The following is a 19,474-nucleotide window of genomic DNA, read 5'->3' on the forward strand; positions in this document are numbered from 1 at the left end:
CGGCAAGCGGACCAGGTCGTTGGACCGGCTGTTGCATGTCTACATATCCCTTATCTATGATGTCACCTCTGCAATCGCAGAGGTGATTTTTGCGTTTTCGAGGCTCGTGCTTCAATCGTCGGCATCAGATCCGGCGAATCGGCGGGCCCGCACCGGTTGTGGGCCCGGAGAGGGGAGATAAATAAGATGGAACAGCAGCGCGGGAAAGAGCTTCAGGAGGTCATTCGGCTGTCCGCCGCCTACAATGTGATTCCCGTCGTCAGAAGGTTGATGGCGGATACGGAGACGCCGATTCGCGTCTTCCAGCAGCTCGGCCAGGGGGGCCGCGCCTTTTTGCTCGAGAGCGTGGAGGGCGGTATCAAGTGGGCGAGGTATTCGTTTATCGGCACGGATCCATTCATGGTGCTGCGGCTGAAAAAAAGCAAGGTGACGATCGAGCAGGGAGGACGCGAGGAAACTTTCGAGACGACGGATCCGCTGAAGCTCCTGCGCGAGCGACTCCGGGGCTATCGCAGTCCCGCGCTGCCCGAGCTTCCGCCGTTTACGGGCGGCGCGATCGGATTTTTCGGATACGACCTGCTGCAATACTACGAGCGTCGGCTGCCCCCGCATCGCGAGGACGATCTGGGCATGGACGACATGCACTTCATGTTCTGCGACCGCATCGTCGTTTTCGACCACTTCAAGCAGCAAGTACTCGTTATCGGCAACGTGCATGTGACGGACGGCGCAACAGAAGAAGAGATCGAACGCGAATACGATAAGGTTGCCGCAAGCATGGACGATACGATCTCGCGCATGCGTCAGCCGTTGCCGCCATCGGCTCCTGCGGTAGGTACGCCGCCCGTCGATCCCCATCTCGGGGACGTCCGTTCGAACCTGACCAAAGCGCAGTTCATCGCCAACGTGAACGAGGCCAAGGAATATATCAGGGCAGGCGACATTTTCCAGGTCGTCCTCTCTCAGCGTTTTCACATCGAGACCGAGGTCGATCCGCTTCAAGTATACCGGATGCTGCGGACGATGAACCCGTCGCCGTACATGTACATGCTGAAGCTTGGCGACGAAGTGATCGTGGGCGCCTCGCCCGAACTGCTCGTCAAGGTCGACGGCGACCGCGTCGAGACCCGGCCGATCGCAGGCACGCGCCCGCGCGGTCGCACGCCGGAGGAGGACGCAGCGCTCGCCAAGGAGCTGCTTGCGGACGAGAAGGAACGCGCGGAGCATGTGATGCTGGTCGATTTGGGCCGCAACGACCTGGGGCGCGTTTCCGAATTCGGTTCGGTGCGCTGCGACTCGTATATGGAAATCGAGCGGTACTCGCATGTCATGCACATCGTGTCCAACGTGACGGGCAAGCTCGCGCCGGACAAAACGTTTTTCGACGCGTTTTTATCCTGCCTGCCGGCAGGCACCGTGTCCGGGGCGCCGAAGCTGCGGGCGATGGAGATCATCTCCGAGCTCGAGCGGGAAGCGCGCGGCGCGTATGCGGGTGCGATCGGCTACTTCGGCTTCTCCGGCAACATGGATACGTGCATTACGATCCGCACGATCGTGTTCAAGGGCGGCAAGGCATACGTGCAAGCCGGCGCCGGCATCGTTTGGGATTCCGTACCCGAGAGCGAATACGAGGAGACGGTCAACAAAGCCAAAGGCTGCCTGAAGGCGATCCGCGCCGCGGAAGCGATGTTCCCTCCTGCGGCCAAGCCGAAGCAAGGCAGACTGATCGTCATGGCGGGCGACCGCAGCACGAATCTGGACTACGATTGATCGGCACCATACTTGAAGCTCGGGAGGGTCTGACAATGACGGTAATTGATGCGAATATTACGATGCCGCAAGCGATGTCGAAGCTGATGGCCGGTCACGATCTGCTTAAGGAAGAAGCGCACGGCGTCATGAGCCTTATCATGCGGGGCGAAGCGACCCCCGCCCAGATCGGCGCGGCGATGGTCGCGCTTCGGCTCAAGGGCGAGTCCATAGAAGAAATTACCGGCTTCGCGGAGGCGCTGCGCGACTATGGTAGTAAAGTAGCGACCCCTCACGAGGATCTGCTGGATACTTGCGGCACGGGCGGCTCGGGCATTCATAAATTCAACATTTCCACCTCGTCGGCGATCGTCGCCGCGGCGGCGGGCGCGCGAGTCGCGAAGCACGGCAACCGCGCGATGAGCGGCAAAGCAGGCAGCGCGGACGTGCTCGAGGCGCTAGGGGTGAATATTCAGCTCTCGGCCGAGCAAGCCGCGGCGTGCCTTCGCGATACGGGCATTACGTTCATGTTCGCTCAGCTGTACCACCCGGCGCTGAAGCATGCTGCCGGCCCCCGCCGGGAGATCGGCGTCCGCACGATCTTCAATATGCTCGGGCCGCTCGCGAATCCGGCCGGCGCGGATCGTCAGCTGATGGGCTTGTACGACAGAACCAAGACCGACGTGGTCGCTGCCGTTCTCGGCCGGCTCGGGCTAAAGCGCGCGATGGTCGTCGGCAGCCACGACGGACTCGACGAGATCAGCTTGTCGGCGCCGACGCAAGTGTCGGAGCTGAAGGACGGCGTCGTCACGACTTACGACATAACGCCGGAAGACCTGGGACTTGCGACGCTGCCGCTCGGAGAACTGATCGGCGGGGACGCGACCGAGAACGCCGACATCGTGCGCCGCATTCTGGCCGGCGAGCGCGGCGCCTATCGCGACGTCGTTCTGGCCAATGCCGGCGCCTGCATTTATGTAGCCGGACGGGCGGACAGCCTCGCGGCCGGCGTCAAGCGCGCCGCGGAGACGATCGACTCGGGCGAAGCAGCCGCAAAGCTGGCGGAGTGGATCAAGCGGACGGAGGAACTCGGACATGTTTCTTGATCGAATCGTAGCGACGAAAAAAGAAGAAGCGGAGGCGCTGAAGGCGTCCATGAATTTGGGCGCCGCCGAGCGCGAGATCGCGAGCCTTCCCGCTTGCCTGGGCTTCGAGGCGGCGCTACGGGAAGGTCGTCGGCAGCGGCTGGTCGGCTTGATCGCGGAAGTGAAGAAGGCGAGCCCGTCCAAAGGGCTGATCCGGCCGGATTTTCATCCGGTCCAGCTCGCCAAAGCCTATGAAGCGGCCGGCACGGATTGCATCTCGGTACTGACGGACGTTCAATATTTTCAAGGCAGCAACGATTATTTGCGCGGCGTCCGCGAGGGCGTGAACGTCCCGCTGCTGCGCAAGGACTTTACGATCGACGAACGTCAAATTTACGAAGCGCGCCTCATCGGCGCCGACGCGATCCTGCTCATCGCGGCCATTTTGGACAAGCGACAGCTGGACGCCTACCATCGGCTGGCGCGGGACATCGGGCTGGACGTGCTTGTCGAGGTTCACAACCGTCCCGAGCTTGAGACGGTGCTCGAAGTGGGACTGGCTACGCTCATCGGCGTTAACAACCGCAACCTGCATACGTTCGAAACCGATCTGTCGGTTACGCAGCAGCTCATCGCGCTTATGCCGCAGGGCGTCACCGCCGTCAGCGAGAGCGCGATCGCCTCGCCGGAAGATATCGCTTTTGTCGGCAAGGCAGGCGCGCAAGCGGTGCTCGTCGGCGAGCACTTCATGCGGCAGCCGGACGTTGGCGCCGCCATCGAAGGCCTGCTCGGTCCCATCGTTAAGACGGGAGCGGCAGGATGAGCGGCGCCGGCGAGACGGAACGGTCCGCACATCGAACGGCTCCGTCGAATGCGAGACCGGCGGTGAAAATCTGCGGCATCATGCAAGCCGAGACGCTGCAATCGATGGACGGCCTGCCCGTCGATTACATCGGCTTCATCTTCGCGCCGAAAAGCCGGCGCTATGTGACGCCGGAGCTTGCGGGCGAGCTGATCCGCGCATCGCGCGAATCCAGGATGGCCGGAGGCCGGCCGCCGCTTGCGGTCGGCGTGTTCGTCGACCCGTCGCTGGAGACCCTCGAAGCCGCGCTAGCCGCCGCGCCGCTCGATGTCGTGCAGCTGCACGGCAAAGGGGAGACGCCGGAATTTTGCCGCGAGGTCGGCCGTCGCTTTAATGTAGAAGTATGGCGCGCACTGTCAGCGGACGGCGAAGACGAAGCGTCCGGCGCATTTGGGGCCGAAGGCGGGACGACAGAACGCGGACCCGCGCGGCTGGCGGTATACGCCGGGACCGTATCCGCCGTATTGATCGATACGGCCGGCGGCGGCACGGGAAGGGCTTTTCCGTGGGAGGTTATTCCGGCCTACGAACGGGCAGCGCAAGCTGCAGGCATTCGTTTATTCGTTGCAGGCGGCCTGGATCCCGATAACGTAGAACAATTGCTGTCGGCCTACAGGCCGGACGGCGTAGATATTTCAAGCGGCGTCGAGACGAACGGCGTCAAGGACACGACTAAAATCGCGGCATTCGCGGAAAGGGTGAAGCAGCAATCATGACGACGACACAAGTGCCGGATACTTACGGCAGATTCGGCAGCTTTGGAGGGCGATACGTCCCGGAGACGCTGATGAACGCACTGTACGAGCTGGAGGAAGCTTACAACCGTTACAAGGACGACCCCGACTTTTTGGCGGAAGTCCGATATTTGCTCAAGCAGTATTCGGGACGCCCGACGCCGCTGTATTATGCGGAGCGCCTTACCGAGCATCTCGGTGGCGCGAAGATTTACCTGAAGCGCGAGGATCTGAACCACACCGGCGCCCACAAGATCAACAATACGATCGGGCAGGCGGTGCTGGCGAAGCGGATGGGGAAAAAGAAGATTATCGCGGAGACTGGCGCAGGCCAGCATGGCGTCGCTTCCGCGACGGTCGCCGCGCTGCTCGGCCTCGAATGCAAGGTGTTCATGGGCGAGGAGGACACGAAGCGCCAGGCGCTGAACGTTTTCCGGATGAAGCTGCTCGGCGCCGAGGTCGTGCCCGTTACTTCGGGCACCCGCACGCTGAAGGATGCCTGCAACGAGACGCTGCGCTATTGGGTCAGCCATGTCGACGACACCTATTATATTCTCGGATCGGTCACGGGGCCGCATCCTTACCCGATGATGGTCCGGGATTTCCAGCGCGTCATCGGCCTCGAGACGAAGGATCAGATTCTCGAGTCCGAGGGCAGATTGCCCGACGTCATCGTTGCGGCTGTCGGTGGCGGCAGCAATGCGATGGGCATCTTCCATCCGTTCGTGGAGGATACGTCCGTGCGCCTGATCGGCGTCGAGGCTGCCGGACGCGGCGTCGATACGGATAAGCATGCGGCGACGATGACCAAGGGCACGCCCGGCGTGTTCCAAGGATCGATGAGCTATGTGCTCCAGGACGAAGGCGGGCAGGTCCAAGAGGCGCATTCGATCTCCGCGGGGCTCGACTACCCGGGCATCGGGCCGGAGCATGCGTACCTGAAGGATATCAAACGCGCCGAATACGTGCCGATCACGGATGCGGAGGCGCTCGACGCGCTCCAGCTGCTGTCCCGCAAGGAAGGCATCATCCCGGCGCTCGAATCGGCGCATGCCGTGGCGCATACGCTGAAGCTGGCGCCGACGCTGCCTAAGGACCAGATCATCGTCATCAATCTGTCCGGACGCGGGGATAAAGACGTCGAGTCGATCATCGGATATTTGGGAGGGGATCTGCCATGAGCACGACCACGGCGAACGCTATCGATACCGTATTCGCGGAGCTGGCAGCAAAGGGAGAAACGGCGCTCATTCCGTTTCTGACGATGGGCGATCCCGATCTCGAAACTTCGGTCAAGCTGATCGTCGCCGCAGAAGCGGCGGGCGCCCATATGATCGAGCTCGGTGTGCCCTATTCCGACCCGCTGGCCGACGGACCCGTTATCCAGCGCGCCTCCGAGCGGGCGCTCCGCCATCGGATCTCGCTGACCGACTGCATCGGCGTCGCCTCCAAGGCGCGCGCGGCGGGCGTACGGATGCCGTTCATTCTGTTTACGTACTTCAACCCGGCTCTTCAGCTCGGACTCGAGCGTTTTTTCGCCCTGCTCCAGGAGCACGGCTTTAGCGGCGTCATCATCCCCGACCTGCCGCTCGAAGAGGACGCAGAGGTGCGTGGCATTGCGGAACGGACTGGCGTCCACCTCATCCCGCTCGTCGCGCCGACATCCGATGCGCGCGTCGAACGGATCGCTTCCAAGGCGAAGGGATTCGTATACTGCGTATCATCGCTCGGCGTAACGGGCGTGCGGTCCGATTTCCATGCGGACATCGACCGTTTTCTGGCGACGGTCCGCCGCGCGTCCGGCGTGCCGATCTGCGTCGGCTTCGGCATCTCCTCGCGCGAGCAGGCGGAGCGGTTCGCAGGCGTCGCCGACGGCGTCATCGTCGGGAGCGCGATCGTGCGTCAGGTCGAAGCCTCGCTGCCGCCGGAAGCGCTCGGCGATGCCGGCCTGACGAAGGCGGGACTTGCCGAGGTTCAGGCGTTCATCGCCGATTTGAAGCCGCGCAAGGCAGGAGAAGTCTAGCCGGGCGGCGAGCGGCCGCTAGTTCTCGTCAGGCGGCTGCGGGCGAGCCGATTTTCCGATCGGACGGAGAGGCGCGCTTGCTTGTTTGAAAGCTTTGCATCTGTACAGCGACATAGAGATATGTCACAATAGAGGCATGTTGTTCTAGGGACGGAGCGGACAATCGCTCCGTCCTTTATGATGAAGCCAGGGAGGAAACCATCCTATGCAGCCCAAACCGAATATCGTCGATTTGCCCGTCTACCAGCCAGGCAAGCCGATCGAAGAAGTAAAGCGGGAGCTTGGCCTCGACGAGGTCATCAAGCTGGCTTCCAACGAAAATCCGTTCGGTAGCTCTCCCAAGGCGGCCGACGCGATTCGACGCGAGATTGAGCAAATCAGCATTTATCCGGACGGCGCGGCCGTCGAGCTGACGAACGCAATCGCCAAGCGCACGGGCGTGGGTGCCGACCAGATTATTTTCGGCGCCGGCTCCGACGAGATTATATTGATGATCGCGCGCGCATACCTGCAGCCGGGCGACGAGACGGTGATGGCCGTCGAGACGTTTCCGCAGTACAAGCATAATGTTACGATCGAAAACGGCGTCAGCATCGAAGTGCCGCTCGCGGACGGCAAGCACGATCTGCCGGCGATGCTGGATAAAATTAACGAAAAGACCAAAATCGTTTGGGTTTGCAATCCGAACAACCCGACGGGCACGATCGTCAGCGACGAAGAACTGACGGCGTTCCTCGATCAAGTGCCCGACCGCGTCCTCGTCGTATTGGACGAGGCCTATTGCGAATACGTGGAGGATCCGTCCTATTCGGACGGCCTGGCGCTGCTGAAGCGCTACCCGAACCTGATTCTGCTGCGCACTTTCTCGAAAATTTACGGCCTTGCCTCGCTGCGCATCGGCTACGGCATCGGGGCGCCGGGTTTGATCCGCTCGATCAACCAGGTGCGCGAGCCGTTCAATACGTCGAGATTCGGCCAGGCGGCAGCGCTCGCCTCGCTTAACGACGACGAATTCCTCGAGCGGTGCCGCACGGCAAACCGCGAAGGACTGGCGTTTCTGCGCGGCGAGTTCGACAGACTGGGGCTCGACTACTTCCCTGCACACGGCAACTTCATCATGGTCGACGTGAAGCGTCCTTCCCTGGAAGTTTTCGATGCCCTGCTTCGCAAGGGCGTTATCATCCGTGCGGGCCAGCGCGGTTACCCGACTCGCATTCGCATCACGGTCGGCAGCGCGGAGCAGAACGCAAAGGTCGCGGAAGCGCTTGAAGCCGTTCTGCAGGAAATCGGGGTGCAAGCGTAGGGTATGATCGAAGGCAAAGCCGTTCACGAAACGTTGCATACGACTCCAAACGGAACAGCTCCGCTGCGGATCGCCATCTTCGGCGTCGGGCTGATCGGCGGCTCGCTGGCGCTGTGCTGGAAGGGCAAGCCGGGGCTCACTATCGTCGGTCATTCGGTGAACGCGGCGTCGGTCGACAAATATTTGGCGCTGGGCGTCGTGGACGAGGCGACGACTTCGATCGAAGTGGCGGCGGCCGGCGCCGACGTCATCGTGCTGTGCGTCCCGGTCGGCATGCTGGACGACTATCTGAAGCGACTGTCCGAGCTGCCGCTGAAGCCCGGCTGCATCATCACGGACGTCGGCAGCACGAAAGCGTCCGTCGTAAGCTGCGCGGAGCGGCTTAAGCTAAGCGGCGCCGTCTTCATCGGCGGTCATCCGATGGCCGGTTCGGAGCGCTCCGGCGTCGAAGCCGCCACGCCGGACTTGTACGAGAATGCGTTCTATGTGCTGACGCCCTCGCCTGGCACGCCGCCCGAGGCGATCGAGCGGCTCGAGGAGCTGCTCCGCTGGACGCGGGCCAATATCGTCAAGATCGAAGCGGGCCTTCACGACGACATCGTAGGCGCGATCAGCCATCTGCCTCATATTATCGCGGTCGCGCTGGTCAATCAGATTGCGGGCTACAATGAATCGAACGACTTGTACCGGCGTCTGGCCGCGGGTGGATTTCGCGATATCACGCGAATCGCATCCAGCGATCCGTACATATGGCGCGATATTTTGCTCGGCAACCGAGACGTGCTGCTCAAGCTGCTGGCCGATTGGCGTGGCGAGATCGCTTCGTTCGAACGGCTGCTCGAGGAGCGGGAAGGCGCCGGCATCGTCGAGCGGTTCGGCAGCGCAGGCCGGTTCCGCGACAATCTGCCCGAGCGTCGCAAGGGCATGATCACTTCGCTGCACGAATGCTATGTCGACGTGCCGGATCAGCCGGGCATCGTGGGCCGGATCGCGACGGAGCTCGGGCAGGCTCGCATCAATCTCAGCAATTTGCACATCATCGAGAGCAGGGAGGACGTGCCAGGCGTGCTGCGCTTGTCCTTCCGCCACGGCGACGATCTCGAGCGCGCTGTCGAGCTTCTCCGGTCCCTTCAGTACTCGGTCTATTTTTAACGTTGAAATCCGCAGGGTCAAACGACCCTGCATTTTTTATTTATAAAAAATGAAAACGCTTATTGACAATATGAAAACGGATACATATAATAAAAGTACAGTATGGTTTCTCTCCACTCCTATCCTAATCCTGAATGCTTCGTGCATTCGGCACCGCCCCTCGTGGCGGTGTTTTTTTTGCCGTTTAAACGGTATAAAAAACGAGAATTGGACATGTTATTCATTTCGTTTGACGCCAATTCGCCGCTTACAAGCGTAATATTGAGAAATTTTTAAGGCTAATTTAATTCTTTACCTAGACGTACTATGATACAATGACGATATCTTATGTAAAAAACTGGGGAAGCCGTGATTCTTTTGGCTGCAATCGCAACTTTATGTCCGAGCGCCGGTATAATGTTATGCCAGGCCGAAGACGTCCCCCGGAAGGTGGAGGTCGCGTTAAAATGATGACCGATTCTCAACTGATTCGGGAAATCAAGGAAGGCAACGCGGAATTGTATTCCGAGTTGATGGCCAAATATCAGAAGAAGATTTTATCTTTTATTTATCATATGCTGCGCGGCGCCAAGCTCGAGATGCTGGCAGAGGACCTGTGCTCGGAGACCTTTTACAAGGCCTACCGGAGCCTGCATTCCTTCCGCGAGGTAGACGCTTCGTTTTCCACCTGGCTTTATACGATTTCCCGCAATACTGTGCTGAGCGAGCTGCGCAAGCAAAAGGCGGCCCATCTGTCGCTTGACGATACGACTTATGTGCCGCTCGCGCCTTATGAAGCGGCGCCTGAGCAGACGCTGCTCCGCAACGAAAAAGTCGCGCTGGTGCGGGAGGCGATCAACAACCTGCCCGAGAAGCAGCGTTCCGCGCTCGTGCTAAGAGAGTACGAAGGGCTAGATTACCAGGAGATCGCGGGCATCCTTGGACAGACGGTAAGCGCGGTCAAGTCGCTATTGTTCCGCGCCAGAGCCAGTGTGAAGATTCAATTGGAAAAGTACTTTCACGAGCCGGAGCCGGCCCTGATGAAGGTTTACGAGGAGTTGAAGTCAAGATGACCCTGACGTGCGGACACGTTCAGCAGCAGATGGAATCGTACTGGGATCTCGAGGAGGGCGATCCGCAGCGGCGGGAGATCGATGCGCATGTGGCGGGCTGCCCGTCTTGCGCAGCCGAATTCCATTGGTGGGAGGAGAGCACGGCGCTTATTCGGGAGGTTGCGCTCGAAGAGTCCTATTCGGTGCCTTCACAGTCCGCCCAGGCGGTCAACGTCAGCGTGATGAGCCGAATTTATGCGGAGGACGGTTGGCTGCTGCCGCCGGCGCGCAGAGCCTACTCCTTTACCGGTCCGTTCCGCCGAAGGGTCGTCACGATCGTCGCGTGTCTGCTGGCGCTTTGCTGCAGCGGCATCCTGCTCACGCTCTATGACCGCATGCACGCAGGCCGTACGCAATCGGCGGGCATTATGGAAGCTGCGGGTACGGGCGAAATGCGGGGCGCGCTCCAGATCGACATGCCCGTTTCCCGCATGAGCGATCCGTTTGTGCTGAATTCGTCGCCTGCGATGCCCGGCTATTGGATTATGCTGTCGGTACTCGGCGTACTGGCGGCCTTTCTTATCGTAAACTGGTATTCGAGGTTAAAAAAAGGATGAGCGGCAAAATGAAACTCGGCTTGGTTCGGCATGGCGTCACTTCCTGGAATATAGCCGGCCGGATTCAGGGCGCGACGGATATCCCGCTTAGCGCGGAGGGCGAACGGCAAGCCCTTCTGCTGGCGGACAGGCTTCGTAGGGAGCCTGCGACGTGGGACGGCATCGTATGCAGCGACCTGATGCGCGCCAGACGCACGGGCGAACTGATCGCGGAGCGATTGGAACTGCCGCTCGTAAGCGACGTCCTCCTGCGCGAACGCAGCTTCGGAGAAGCGGAGGGCACGACGGAGGACGAGCGCGTAGCGCGTTGGGGCGCGGATTGGCGCGGACGGGTTCCCGGCCAGGAGTCCGATGCGCAAGTGAGGACCAGAGGCTTGGCTTTCGTAGAGGCGTTCACTGCGAGGCATCCCGGCGAGAGCTGGCTTGTCGTGACGCACGGCAGCTTTTTGGCTCAACTGCTTCAGGCGCTTGACAGCGGCGTGGACGACAGCCGGATCGCGAACCTGTCGTTGACGATCGTGGAGCGCGAGGACGCCGGTTGGGTGCCTACGCTCCATAATTGCACGGCGCACCTGAGATGACGTGATCTGGATTCGCGTATTGCTTATGGCCGCCTTTTTCAGCCTTTTTCATGCTAGTTTCGGAGGGAAGACTTTGAAGGACTGCATTTGAAGGACTGTTATCGGCGCGACACGCGAATGGCACGATGCATAATCCCGAACCGACCCGCTTACGCCGGTCGGTTTTTTTGCGCGCGCCGCCTGCGCGGCGGTTACGTTTAAATGCGCGGCATCGCGACGATACTGCTCCTATCAGCGGTTTTAGGAGGGATTCCGATGAATCTGGCGGACATGCTCAGCTATGCGGACATCGCGCAGTTGTCCGGCATCGCGGAAGTCTATCAATGCGAGTGCAGCAGCCATTCCAAAAACGAGCTGATCCAATCGATCCTGAGCGCCGTGCAACGGCGCGATGTGCTGGCTCGGCGCGTCGAAGAAATGAGTATCGGCGATCTTCGGTTTCTAAACTCCCTACTTTTCGAGAAGCGGGAAGCTTACAGTCTGGAGGACTTGACCGCAAGAGCCGCGCTTGCGGCAGACGCCGCACCTTCTCATGCAGGCGGACAGCAGCCGACGGCGCAGACGGCCATGGCCAAACCCAGCGCCGCCGGCGAGAACGGCAGCTCAAAAAAAGCGTCGGCAGGCACACGAAAAAAAGCCAAAAAGCCGGAGGAGCCGAAGAGTCCCGCTGACGAAAGAAGAAGCGCGATCGCCAGGTTCAAGCGCTATGGCTGGCTGTTCGGAGGCATTACACAGCAGACGCGGTATTTGTACCATGTTCCGGAGGACGTGAAAAAAAAGCTGTGCGGCGCCATTGAAGATCAATTTCGACTAACAGTCGAACTTCGCGACGAACCGCAAGCCTATCGCGACGAGCGAGGCATGATGGCCGGGGACCTCGTCCGGATGCTCAAGTATGTCAGAGATTACGATACGCCGCTGACAACCGAAGGCTACCTTTACAAGAGGCAGCTGCAGCAGCTGCTCGACACGTTCTCGGTGATGGAGCAGGCGCCCGCCAAGACGGCTTTCCGCTTCGGATACGGGCGGCGGTTCAAGGAATATCCGGAACGGTTTTCGCTGCTCTACGACTATGCCTACTATTCCGGCTTGCTCCTTGAAGAAGAAAGCGAACTGCGGCTCTCGGAGCGGGGAAGGGAGATGGCAGACGGCAGTGCCGCATGCGATCCCGCGGATTTGTATCGGTTCTGGCTGCGTCTTTACAAGCTTCCGGTGCCGAATCTGCAGGCGCTGGCCCAGTGGGTCATGCGGCTGTCGAGGCATTCTTGGGTAACCGTCTCGTCGCTTGAAACAACGCTGCTTCCGCTCGTGAAGCCTTACTATTACGACTCGGAAAAAAGCGTATTCGAACAACGCACGCTGGCGATGATGCTTCATCTGGGTTTGCTAAGGCTCGGGGAATCGGCAATGGGAGAGGCGGTCGTCACGATGACGCCGCAAGGCGTCGTGCTCGTGGCGGGGAGCGAGGTCGGATTCGAGGATGCGCTGCCCTGGTCGTACGGCGCCATTTGAAAGAGAACCGGCGCTTGCCGGCATCCTTATCGACATATGGATCCAAACAATAAAATTGACGTTGCGGCAGAGACCGCTAAATACGCGCGGGGCATACATAGAAGAAGGATGCCTTGCGAAGATCAGGAGGGCAACCCATGGACATTAGAATCGCATACGAGACGATGCTCGGCCTCGCGGCCGAAATGACGCTTGACGAGGCGCTGCGTAAATACCGCAAGGAGCAGTTGTACGGCGAGATCGACCACGCGCTCGAAGAAGGAGATTCCGAATCGTTCCTGCGGTTGACCGAAGAGCTCAAAGCCATTCTTCATTAGGACAGCCGCCGGCTAATCAGGCAGGCTCGCTCCCGCGACGGGACGAGTCTGTTTTTGCTGGACGGGGGCCAGGACAAAAAATGGCTTGCATGCGCGCCCAAATCGGTTAGGATAGAGGAAGCATGCGGAAGGAAGCAAGGAAGGAAGGTAGTAGCGATGAGATTCAGCGAGTTCGACGAAAACAATTGGAGCGACCTGCAGCCGTATCTGGACACCGCGGTGATTCCCGTGACGGGACTGCAAGGCGGGGAGCGGCCTCCGGACGCGGCCGAGCTCGTCGGCGCGGCGGGAGATTGGCTTGCGCCGATCGAATCGGCTTTCAAGGGCAGGACGGTCACCTATCCGGCCCACCATTATGTCGGCCCGGGCGATGAAGCGCCGCTCGACGCAGTTTGTGCCCGGCTCAAGTCCGGCGGCTTTAAATTCGTGATCGTCGTGTCGGGCAAGTCCGGCTGGGACAAGACGGGCGTGCCGTCGGCGGACCTTTTCGCCTGCCCGACGGAAGAAGTGAGCGAGCCTGATGCAGAAACGCTGCGACGAAGCGTGTCGGAAATGTGGAAGCGGGCGGCGCAGGCTTGAACCGGTCCGGAACCGCGGGCTGAATAGGATCGATGGAACGGGGCATAACAAATGCATGTTCAGCCTCGGTTAAATGTGACAAAATGACAACATTTTAGTTCGTGCAATTCCGAGATGTGTCCAAATCGGGAACTGGAATTCTTGACGCTCTTTGACACGTGGGATATTATAGGTATGTCCTTGTGAACAAAAGGTGAAAGTCCGTATCGGACGCGATTTTGGTGGGCAAAGGGGGTAGAAAAAATGGACCACAATCAGCAGCACGAAACCTCGCATAAGCCGATCAAGCGCAATGAAATGACAAGACGTCAATTTCTATCTTATACGCTCGGCGGAGCTACTGCATTCATGGCGGGCGGCGCGATCATCCCGATGCTGCGCTTCGCTGTAGACCCGCTTTTGCAGAAGAAGGCTGAGACCGCTTTCGTCAAGGCGATCGAGGAGAAAGACGTGACCAAGGAGCCGAAGAGCATCGACTTCAAGGTTCACCAGGTCGACGGGTGGTACGAGAGCGACCCGAAGCTCCAAGCTTTCGTAGCGAAGGGCGACGACGGCAAGATTTTCGCGCTGTCCCCGGTGTGCAAGCACTTGGGCTGCACGATCAGCTGGAGCGGCGAAGAAGCGCCGGATCTGTATCACTGCCCTTGCCACGGTGCAAGATATACAAAAGACGGCAAAAATCTCAAGGTGGCGCCGAAGCCGCTTGACGAATACCAAGTCAAGGTAGAGAACGGCTGGGTATATCTCGGACCGCTTGAATCGAACACACGGGTATAGAAGGAGGGCGTCTCGTCCATGTTTAAAGGCATGTATAACTGGATTGACGAACGTCTCGATGTTACGCCGATGTGGAGAGATATCGCGGACCACGAGGTGCCTGAGCATGTTAACCCGGCTCACCATTTCTCCGCGTTCGTATATTGCTTCGGCGGACTGACGTTCTTTATTACCGTCATCCAGATCCTTTCGGGGATGTTTCTTACGATGTACTACGTGCCGGATATCATCAACGCGTATTACAGCGTCGACTATCTGCAGCACCAGGTCGCCTTCGGCGTTATCGTCCGGGGCATGCACCACTGGGGCGCAAGCCTCGTTATCGTTATGATGTTCCTACATACGCTTCGGGTCTTCTTTACCGGCTCCTACAAGGCGCCGCGCGAGATGAACTGGGTCGTTGGGATGCTCATTTTCTTCGTCATGCTGGGACTGGGCTTCACCGGTTACCTGCTTCCGTGGGACAACAAAGCATACTTTGCAACCAAGGTAGGCATGGAGATTGCGGGTTCGGTCCCGTGGATCGGCGGATATATCAAGGAGTTGCTGGCCGGCGGCACGATCGTCGGCGCGCAGACGCTGACTCGATTCTTCGCGATTCACGTGTTCTTCCTGCCCGGCGTGCTGCTCACGCTGCTTGCCGCACACTTCTTCATGATTCGCAAACAGGGCATTTCCGGGCCGCTGTAAGAGAGAGGAGTGGCAAGCATTGGCACATGGTAAAGGCAATTCTAACGAGAAGATCGTATACGTAGGCGACTCGCGCATTCGCAAGCCGCACCCGGACAAGCCGGCTCCGCCGGACTACACGGCGTTTCCCGGCAAGTCCGAAGCGTTTATCCCGAACTTCCTGCTGAAGGAATGGATGGCGGGCGTCGTCGTGCTCGTAGGCTTCCTGACGCTGACGATCGCGGAGCCCGCTCCGCTCGGCTATCCGGCGAACCCGCTTAACGGCGCGTTCATTCCGATGCCGGACTGGTACTTCCTTTTCATTTATCAGCTGCTGAAGTATCCGTACACGTCCGAGAACTACATCGTGCTCGGCACGATTGGACTTCCGGCGATCTTGTTCGGCGCGCTATTCCTCGCTCCGTTCCTCGATACGGGCAAGGAGCGCAGATTCTATCGCCGTCCGATCGCAAGCTCGCTCATGTTCGTGACGTTGATCGCCAGCGTATACCTGACTTGGGTATCGTGGCATCACTACACCAAGGAGCTTGAAGCGAACGGCACCATCCCCGAGCATATCGAGCGGGAGATGAAATCCGAAGAGCAGATCGCCGAGGGTAAAGGCCGTTACATCTACGGCAAGGAAAAGGTGCCTGCGTTGGTCGCGCCTGAGGACGAAGCGTTCTCCGTCACGATGAAGGCGCAGTGTATCGCTTGCCACGGCACCGAGCTGCAAGGTCAAGTCGGTCCGATGCTGGCGGGAATCGGCGACACGCTGAATCACGATCAGATCAAAGAGATCGTCACCAACGGTAAAGACGGGATGCCTGCCTTCAAGGGTACGCTTTCCGACGAAGAGATCGACAAGGTCGCGACTTGGCTGGCGAAGCAGAAGGCCGCAACCGAATAAGACTTGCGATCAAAGGGCCTGACCGGCATGGTCAGGCCCTTTTCCAGATTTTTGAGATGGCCGAGGTGCTTGAATGGATCTGAATGTATTGCTGTCGCGCCGCTTTTTGACGCAAAATTGGGTAATGACGCTGCTCATGGTCTTTTATGTGTTCGGTACGATATACGGCTATTACTGGTACAAAAACCAGCTGGTAGACACGATGCAGACGCATCCTGCCTGGCAGCTGCCCTTCGTGCCGGACAGTCCGACGGCTTCGGCGTTCTTTACGATTGCGGCGTTATGGCTCTGGCTGTCGCCTTTAGGCACGGGGGCAAGCAAGCTGACGTCAGGCGTGCGGGGCGTCATCGAGGCACTCGCAGTCGTCACTTCTATTAAATACGGAATCTGGGCGACAATCATCATTTTCGCGAGTGCAGCCTATGGCAGCCCGATCGTTTGGCAGGACTGGATGCTCATCGTCTCGCATATGTCCATGGCGGTATGCGCTGTCGTTTACGGCCGTTTTTTCCTGTACGGGACCGTTGCGCTCGGCATCGCAGCCGCGTGGACGCTGCTCAACGATACCGTCGATTACAGCTTCGGTGTGTATCCGAGCCTGCCGCAGTCCCTCGACGACCGGCTGCTTGGCGTGGCGATATTCACCTTTGCACTGACGATCTTCAGTATCGGCATAGCAGCCGTCGTATCGTTTGCCAATCAACGCGTCAGACGAACTGCCTCGGTCCGGGGCGAGGTCTAAAGATGGACATCCCTTCATAGTTTTTAGAGGAGGGATGTCCATGTCGATGAACGGTGTACGCATACGCATACGCATACGCATGTCGCGCCGCGCACTCGCGGCAGCCTTATTGATTTTATGGCTTGAGGCCTTGCTCGGCGGACAGGCCGCTGCTGCAGACGGCGAGAAGCTCCTGCGAGATCCGGTCGACCGTTTCCGCTTGGCGGCGGAGAGCCTTTACAGATCCGTGAGCGACGGCGATCCGCTTGTCGTGCTGCGCAATGTTACGCAGGCGGAAGAAGCGCTGCTCTCGGTCCCTTCCAAAAGCTTGCCTGCGCCCGAGGCAACTGCTGCGCTAGCTGCCGCCATGGAACGGATGCGGCGAGCTGTATCCGCGCTGTCTCCGGACGCGGAAGAGGTGTACGGGGCATCTGCATCGCTGAGACTGGCTGCGGACGCGGTATCTCCGAACGGGCAGGGGTTATGGCTGGATTATCGCAGATTGATGCGCGAAGATACGGAAGCGCTTCGTACGGCCATCACAAGCGCCGGGGACAGGCCGAGTCCCGAAGCGAAGGAGCGGCTGACTTCCTTAAGCGGCCATTACGGACTGATAAGGACGGCGGTCGTCGCGACCGGAAGAGGGGAGCAGGCGGAACGCGCGGATGCCGTCATTCGCTATGCGGAACGGATCCTTTCCGCGGACGCGCCGGATCCGTCTCTGGCGGCCGAGCTCGCGCCCCGGATCGGGGCTGCGATCGAGGGACTGTACCCGCCGGCTGCGGAGGCGCCGACTTCGGGCTCTCTTGCCGCTGCGCCGCCTGCCGGATTTTTCTCGGCGATCGGCGCTTTTATCCTCACGGTGCTGACTTATTCGGGATGGCGCAAGTACCGGGGAGAGCGGCGCAATAAATAAGCGCGGCAATATGCTTATTCTTCTCTAAAGCCTTCGCCAAGCACGTCGTGGACGTCGGCGATCACGATAAAAGCCTGTCTGTCGTGCTGACGGACAAGGCTTTTTAATTTGCGCACCTCAAACCGGCTGACCACGCAGTAAACGGCCATCCTGCTCTCGCCCGAATACGCGCCGACCGCGTTCATGAGGGTGACGCCGCGCTCGAGTTCGCTCGTAATTTGTTTGGCCAGTTTCTCGGGCTCCCGGCACAATATCGTGAAGGCCTTGGCTGCATAAGCGCCTTCCTGTACGAAATCGATGACGCGCGAGGAGATAAAAACGCTCACGAGTGTATAAAGGACTTTTTCCTTTGGAATAAAAATGAGCGAGGTGCCGAGGATAACGACATCCATGAGCAAGATGAATTGGCCCATGCTGACCCCGCCGCGGCGGTTGGCGATGCGCGCGACGATATCCACGCCGCCCGTCGTCCCGCCGGCGTAGAAGACGAGTCCCAGCCCGGCGCCCAGCGTCACCCCGGCATAGAGCACGACAAGAATGAAGTCCTGCTGCGTCGTAAAGGGCGTAAGCCATCCATGATCGACCATCGTCTGCCAGAGCCATAAAAATACGGATAAAGACACCGTTCCGCCGAAGGTGTAAACCATGGCCCGGAAGCCGAGCTTCCGCCAGCCGAGCCAGAACAGAGGCAGATTGAGTACGAGCGTCGTGATCGAAGCCGGCAGGCCCGCCGCATAGAGCAGAAGGATGCCTACGCCCGTCACGCCGCCCTCCATCAGCCGGTTCGGCACGATAAAATATACGATTCCGAATCCGTAAAGGGCGGTGCCGAGCAGCAAAATGCTCCATGTTCGTACCGAAGCCCATAGCTTTTGCCGAGTCATGCGCAAAACCTCCATGCTGAAATTCATTTGATTTTTGCGGACCTCTTAAGCTAACATAAGAAGAAACCGATGGAAAGGACCGTCACAAGTGGCTGAATCCCAAATCGCGGACCTTGTTCTCGCCGAACGGCACCTGTCTGACATACAGCGAGACGTCGACGCCTATATTTCGCAATTCAAGGAAGGTTATTTCTCTCCGCTCGCGATGCTGGCCAGATTAACCGAAGAAGCGGGCGAGCTGGCGCGCGAAGTCAATCACAAATACGGCGAGAAGCCGAAGAAGGCGGACGAAGCCGACAATTCCATCGAGATGGAGCTTGGCGACGTTCTGTTCATCGTCCTGTGCTTCGCCAACCGGGAAGGGATCGACCTCACCCGGGCCATCGAGCGCGTCTTGCACAAGTTCGGTACGCGCGATGCGGACAGATGGACGAAGAAGCACACGGATACCCCGTAGATACATATGCTGTATCATCCCCAATCGAGGAGGATGGTACATGTGAAGGACGGGGAAACTTGCTTGCGCCGCGCCTACGAAGCCATCCTGGCCTCGGACTTCGAAGCCGCGGTCGATTGGTTCCGCCATGCGGTCGAGGCGGAGCCGGACAATGCTTCCTACTATTATAAAGGCTCCATCAGCCTCGCGCGAAGCGGGAAGCTCGACCTTGCGCTCGACTATGCGCGCAATGCCGTGCGCCTTGCTCCGCGGGAAGCCGACTACCGGCTGCATCTTCGGCTGGTCGAAGGGCGGCAGCTCGCAAGACAGGCCAAGGCGCTGCTGGTGAAGCCGCAGCCCGAGCCGGATACGGCGATCGAGCTGCTGCAGGAGGCGGTCGAGCTCGATCCGCTCGATGCGGGCGCGTATTTGCTGCTCGGCATCGCTTGCCGGCTCGCGGGCGAATACGACCGGGCGATCGAAGCGCTGAGCGCCGCCAAGGAGATGAATCCGATGATGCTTGAAGCGGGCAGGCTGCTCCGGGAGGCGAAGATGGAGCGCGCGAGGCGCTGGCGGCTCATTTATACTCATTATACTAGAAGAAGGAACAGGTGAT

At 59.5% G+C, this 19,474-nt stretch carries 22 protein-coding genes; 21 read left to right on the forward strand and 1 reads right to left on the reverse strand.

All coding sequences use genetic code 11. From position 1 onward, the window contains the following. The first annotated feature begins 186 nt into the window (after window positions 1-186). The 19 genes from trpE (at window position 187) to KB449_RS11100 (ending at window position 17,538) form a co-directional block, all read left to right on the forward strand. Window positions 187-1,770 carry an anthranilate synthase component I gene (gene trpE, locus KB449_RS11010; protein WP_282908415.1) on the forward strand — a complete coding sequence of 528 codons (1,584 nt, stop codon included), beginning with the start codon at window positions 187-189 and terminating at the stop codon, window positions 1,768-1,770. A gap of 35 nt (window positions 1,771-1,805) precedes the next feature. Then, window positions 1,806-2,855: an anthranilate phosphoribosyltransferase gene (gene trpD / locus KB449_RS11015; protein WP_282908416.1), complete on the forward strand. Its 1,050-nt coding sequence runs from the start codon at window positions 1,806-1,808 to the stop codon at window positions 2,853-2,855. Beyond that, entirely contained in the window at window positions 2,845-3,657 is an 813-nt protein-coding gene (trpC, locus tag KB449_RS11020; RefSeq protein ID WP_282908417.1) for an indole-3-glycerol phosphate synthase TrpC, read from the forward strand. Before trpD ends, trpC begins: the two co-directional genes overlap by 11 nt. Then, entirely contained in the window at window positions 3,654-4,412 is a 759-nt protein-coding gene (locus KB449_RS11025) for a phosphoribosylanthranilate isomerase (RefSeq protein ID WP_434082500.1), read from the forward strand. The genes trpC and KB449_RS11025 overlap by 4 nt, the downstream gene beginning before the upstream one ends. Then, the gene (gene trpB / locus KB449_RS11030; RefSeq protein ID WP_282908418.1) at window positions 4,409-5,611 is read left to right on the forward strand and encodes a tryptophan synthase subunit beta; all 1,203 of its coding nucleotides are present in this window, start codon (window positions 4,409-4,411) and stop codon (window positions 5,609-5,611) included. Before KB449_RS11025 ends, trpB begins: the two co-directional genes overlap by 4 nt. After that, window positions 5,608-6,453: a tryptophan synthase subunit alpha gene (gene trpA / locus KB449_RS11035; protein ID WP_282908419.1), complete on the forward strand. Its 846-nt coding sequence runs from the start codon at window positions 5,608-5,610 to the stop codon at window positions 6,451-6,453. Before trpB ends, trpA begins: the two co-directional genes overlap by 4 nt. Before the next feature lie 205 nt (window positions 6,454-6,658). Continuing rightward, window positions 6,659-7,756 carry a histidinol-phosphate transaminase gene (gene hisC, locus KB449_RS11040; RefSeq protein WP_282908420.1) on the forward strand — a complete coding sequence of 366 codons (1,098 nt, stop codon included), beginning with the start codon at window positions 6,659-6,661 and terminating at the stop codon, window positions 7,754-7,756. Window positions 7,757-7,759: 3 nt separating this feature from the next. After that, on the forward strand, window positions 7,760-8,908 hold the full coding sequence (locus tag KB449_RS11045; protein ID WP_282908421.1) for a prephenate dehydrogenase: 1,149 nt from the start codon (window positions 7,760-7,762) through the stop codon (window positions 8,906-8,908). A 449-nt stretch (window positions 8,909-9,357) separates the two neighbouring features. Continuing rightward, entirely contained in the window at window positions 9,358-9,960 is a 603-nt protein-coding gene (locus KB449_RS11050; RefSeq protein ID WP_282912793.1) for an RNA polymerase sigma factor, read from the forward strand. Further along, window positions 9,957-10,556 (forward strand): anti-sigma factor family protein, encoded by a 600-nt coding sequence (locus KB449_RS11055; protein ID WP_282908422.1) that lies wholly within the window; start codon window positions 9,957-9,959, stop codon window positions 10,554-10,556. Before KB449_RS11050 ends, KB449_RS11055 begins: the two co-directional genes overlap by 4 nt. 8 nt (window positions 10,557-10,564) lie before the next feature. Further along, window positions 10,565-11,137 carry a histidine phosphatase family protein gene (locus tag KB449_RS11060; RefSeq protein ID WP_282908423.1) on the forward strand — a complete coding sequence of 191 codons (573 nt, stop codon included), beginning with the start codon at window positions 10,565-10,567 and terminating at the stop codon, window positions 11,135-11,137. Window positions 11,138-11,392: 255 nt separating this feature from the next. Further along, complete coding sequence (locus KB449_RS11065; protein ID WP_282908424.1) at window positions 11,393-12,649, forward strand: hypothetical protein; 1,257 nt, start codon at window positions 11,393-11,395, stop codon at window positions 12,647-12,649. Between the two features lie 137 nt (window positions 12,650-12,786). Beyond that, window positions 12,787-12,966: an IDEAL domain-containing protein gene (locus KB449_RS11070; RefSeq protein WP_090112787.1), complete on the forward strand. Its 180-nt coding sequence runs from the start codon at window positions 12,787-12,789 to the stop codon at window positions 12,964-12,966. A gap of 156 nt (window positions 12,967-13,122) precedes the next feature. Further along, a complete protein-coding gene (locus KB449_RS11075) occupies window positions 13,123-13,545 on the forward strand; it encodes a DUF2487 family protein (protein ID WP_282908425.1) in 423 nt (140 codons plus the stop codon). Between the two features lie 243 nt (window positions 13,546-13,788). Beyond that, window positions 13,789-14,322 (forward strand): Rieske (2Fe-2S) protein, encoded by a 534-nt coding sequence (locus KB449_RS11080; RefSeq protein ID WP_282908426.1) that lies wholly within the window; start codon window positions 13,789-13,791, stop codon window positions 14,320-14,322. 18 nt (window positions 14,323-14,340) lie between these two features. Then, complete coding sequence (qcrB, locus tag KB449_RS11085) at window positions 14,341-15,012, forward strand: menaquinol-cytochrome c reductase cytochrome b subunit (protein WP_090112781.1); 672 nt, start codon at window positions 14,341-14,343, stop codon at window positions 15,010-15,012. A 19-nt stretch (window positions 15,013-15,031) separates the two neighbouring features. Continuing rightward, on the forward strand, window positions 15,032-15,901 hold the full coding sequence (locus KB449_RS11090) for a menaquinol-cytochrome c reductase cytochrome b/c subunit (protein WP_282908427.1): 870 nt from the start codon (window positions 15,032-15,034) through the stop codon (window positions 15,899-15,901). 73 nt (window positions 15,902-15,974) lie between these two features. Further along, entirely contained in the window at window positions 15,975-16,643 is a 669-nt protein-coding gene (locus tag KB449_RS11095; protein WP_282908428.1) for a DUF1405 domain-containing protein, read from the forward strand. A 40-nt stretch (window positions 16,644-16,683) separates the two neighbouring features. Continuing rightward, window positions 16,684-17,538, forward strand: coding sequence for a sporulation protein YpjB (locus tag KB449_RS11100; RefSeq protein WP_282908429.1), 855 nt, complete (start codon window positions 16,684-16,686; stop codon window positions 17,536-17,538). A gap of 14 nt (window positions 17,539-17,552) precedes the next feature. On the opposite strand, the gene KB449_RS11105 is transcribed toward KB449_RS11100, so the two are convergent. Beyond that, window positions 17,553-18,422 carry a YitT family protein gene (locus KB449_RS11105; protein WP_282908430.1) on the reverse strand — a complete coding sequence of 290 codons (870 nt, stop codon included), beginning with the start codon at window positions 18,420-18,422 and terminating at the stop codon, window positions 17,553-17,555. Between the two features lie 88 nt (window positions 18,423-18,510). On the opposite strand from KB449_RS11105, the gene KB449_RS11110 reads away from it, so the two are divergent. Beyond that, a complete protein-coding gene (locus KB449_RS11110) occupies window positions 18,511-18,879 on the forward strand; it encodes a nucleotide pyrophosphohydrolase (RefSeq protein WP_282908431.1) in 369 nt (122 codons plus the stop codon). Window positions 18,880-18,921: 42 nt separating this feature from the next. Beyond that, window positions 18,922-19,473 carry a tetratricopeptide repeat protein gene (locus KB449_RS11115; RefSeq protein WP_282908432.1) on the forward strand — a complete coding sequence of 184 codons (552 nt, stop codon included), beginning with the start codon at window positions 18,922-18,924 and terminating at the stop codon, window positions 19,471-19,473. Window position 19,474 lies beyond the last annotated feature (1 nt).

Origin of the sequence: Cohnella hashimotonis, from assembly GCF_030014955.1 — a bacterium.
Lineage (GTDB): Bacteria > Bacillota > Bacilli > Paenibacillales > Paenibacillaceae > Cohnella > Cohnella hashimotonis.

Bases quoted from the DNA above. Each gene is read 5' to 3' on its own strand.
- KB449_RS11100 (WP_282908429.1), top strand. From the start codon at position 16,684: ATGTCGATGAACGGTGTACGCATACGCATACGCATACGCATGTCGCGC.
- KB449_RS11070 (WP_090112787.1), top strand. From the start codon at position 12,787: ATGGACATTAGAATCGCATACGAGACGATGCTCGGCCTCGCGGCCGAA.
- KB449_RS11075 (WP_282908425.1), top strand. From the start codon at position 13,123: ATGAGATTCAGCGAGTTCGACGAAAACAATTGGAGCGACCTGCAGCCG.
- KB449_RS11055 (WP_282908422.1), top strand. From the start codon at position 9,957: ATGACCCTGACGTGCGGACACGTTCAGCAGCAGATGGAATCGTACTGG.
- hisC (WP_282908420.1), top strand. From the start codon at position 6,659: ATGCAGCCCAAACCGAATATCGTCGATTTGCCCGTCTACCAGCCAGGC.
- trpD (WP_282908416.1), top strand. From the start codon at position 1,806: ATGACGGTAATTGATGCGAATATTACGATGCCGCAAGCGATGTCGAAG.
- trpB (WP_282908418.1), top strand. From the start codon at position 4,409: ATGACGACGACACAAGTGCCGGATACTTACGGCAGATTCGGCAGCTTT.
- KB449_RS11025 (WP_434082500.1), top strand. From the start codon at position 3,654: ATGAGCGGCGCCGGCGAGACGGAACGGTCCGCACATCGAACGGCTCCG.
- qcrB (WP_090112781.1), top strand. From the start codon at position 14,341: ATGTTTAAAGGCATGTATAACTGGATTGACGAACGTCTCGATGTTACG.
- KB449_RS11095 (WP_282908428.1), top strand. From the start codon at position 15,975: ATGGATCTGAATGTATTGCTGTCGCGCCGCTTTTTGACGCAAAATTGG.
- KB449_RS11065 (WP_282908424.1), top strand. From the start codon at position 11,393: ATGAATCTGGCGGACATGCTCAGCTATGCGGACATCGCGCAGTTGTCC.
- KB449_RS11060 (WP_282908423.1), top strand. From the start codon at position 10,565: ATGAAACTCGGCTTGGTTCGGCATGGCGTCACTTCCTGGAATATAGCC.
- KB449_RS11050 (WP_282912793.1), top strand. From the start codon at position 9,358: ATGACCGATTCTCAACTGATTCGGGAAATCAAGGAAGGCAACGCGGAA.
- trpC (WP_282908417.1), top strand. From the start codon at position 2,845: ATGTTTCTTGATCGAATCGTAGCGACGAAAAAAGAAGAAGCGGAGGCG.
- trpE (WP_282908415.1), top strand. From the start codon at position 187: ATGGAACAGCAGCGCGGGAAAGAGCTTCAGGAGGTCATTCGGCTGTCC.
- KB449_RS11080 (WP_282908426.1), top strand. From the start codon at position 13,789: ATGGACCACAATCAGCAGCACGAAACCTCGCATAAGCCGATCAAGCGC.
- trpA (WP_282908419.1), top strand. From the start codon at position 5,608: ATGAGCACGACCACGGCGAACGCTATCGATACCGTATTCGCGGAGCTG.
- KB449_RS11105 (WP_282908430.1), bottom strand. From the start codon at position 18,422: ATGACTCGGCAAAAGCTATGGGCTTCGGTACGAACATGGAGCATTTTG.
- KB449_RS11045 (WP_282908421.1), top strand. From the start codon at position 7,760: ATGATCGAAGGCAAAGCCGTTCACGAAACGTTGCATACGACTCCAAAC.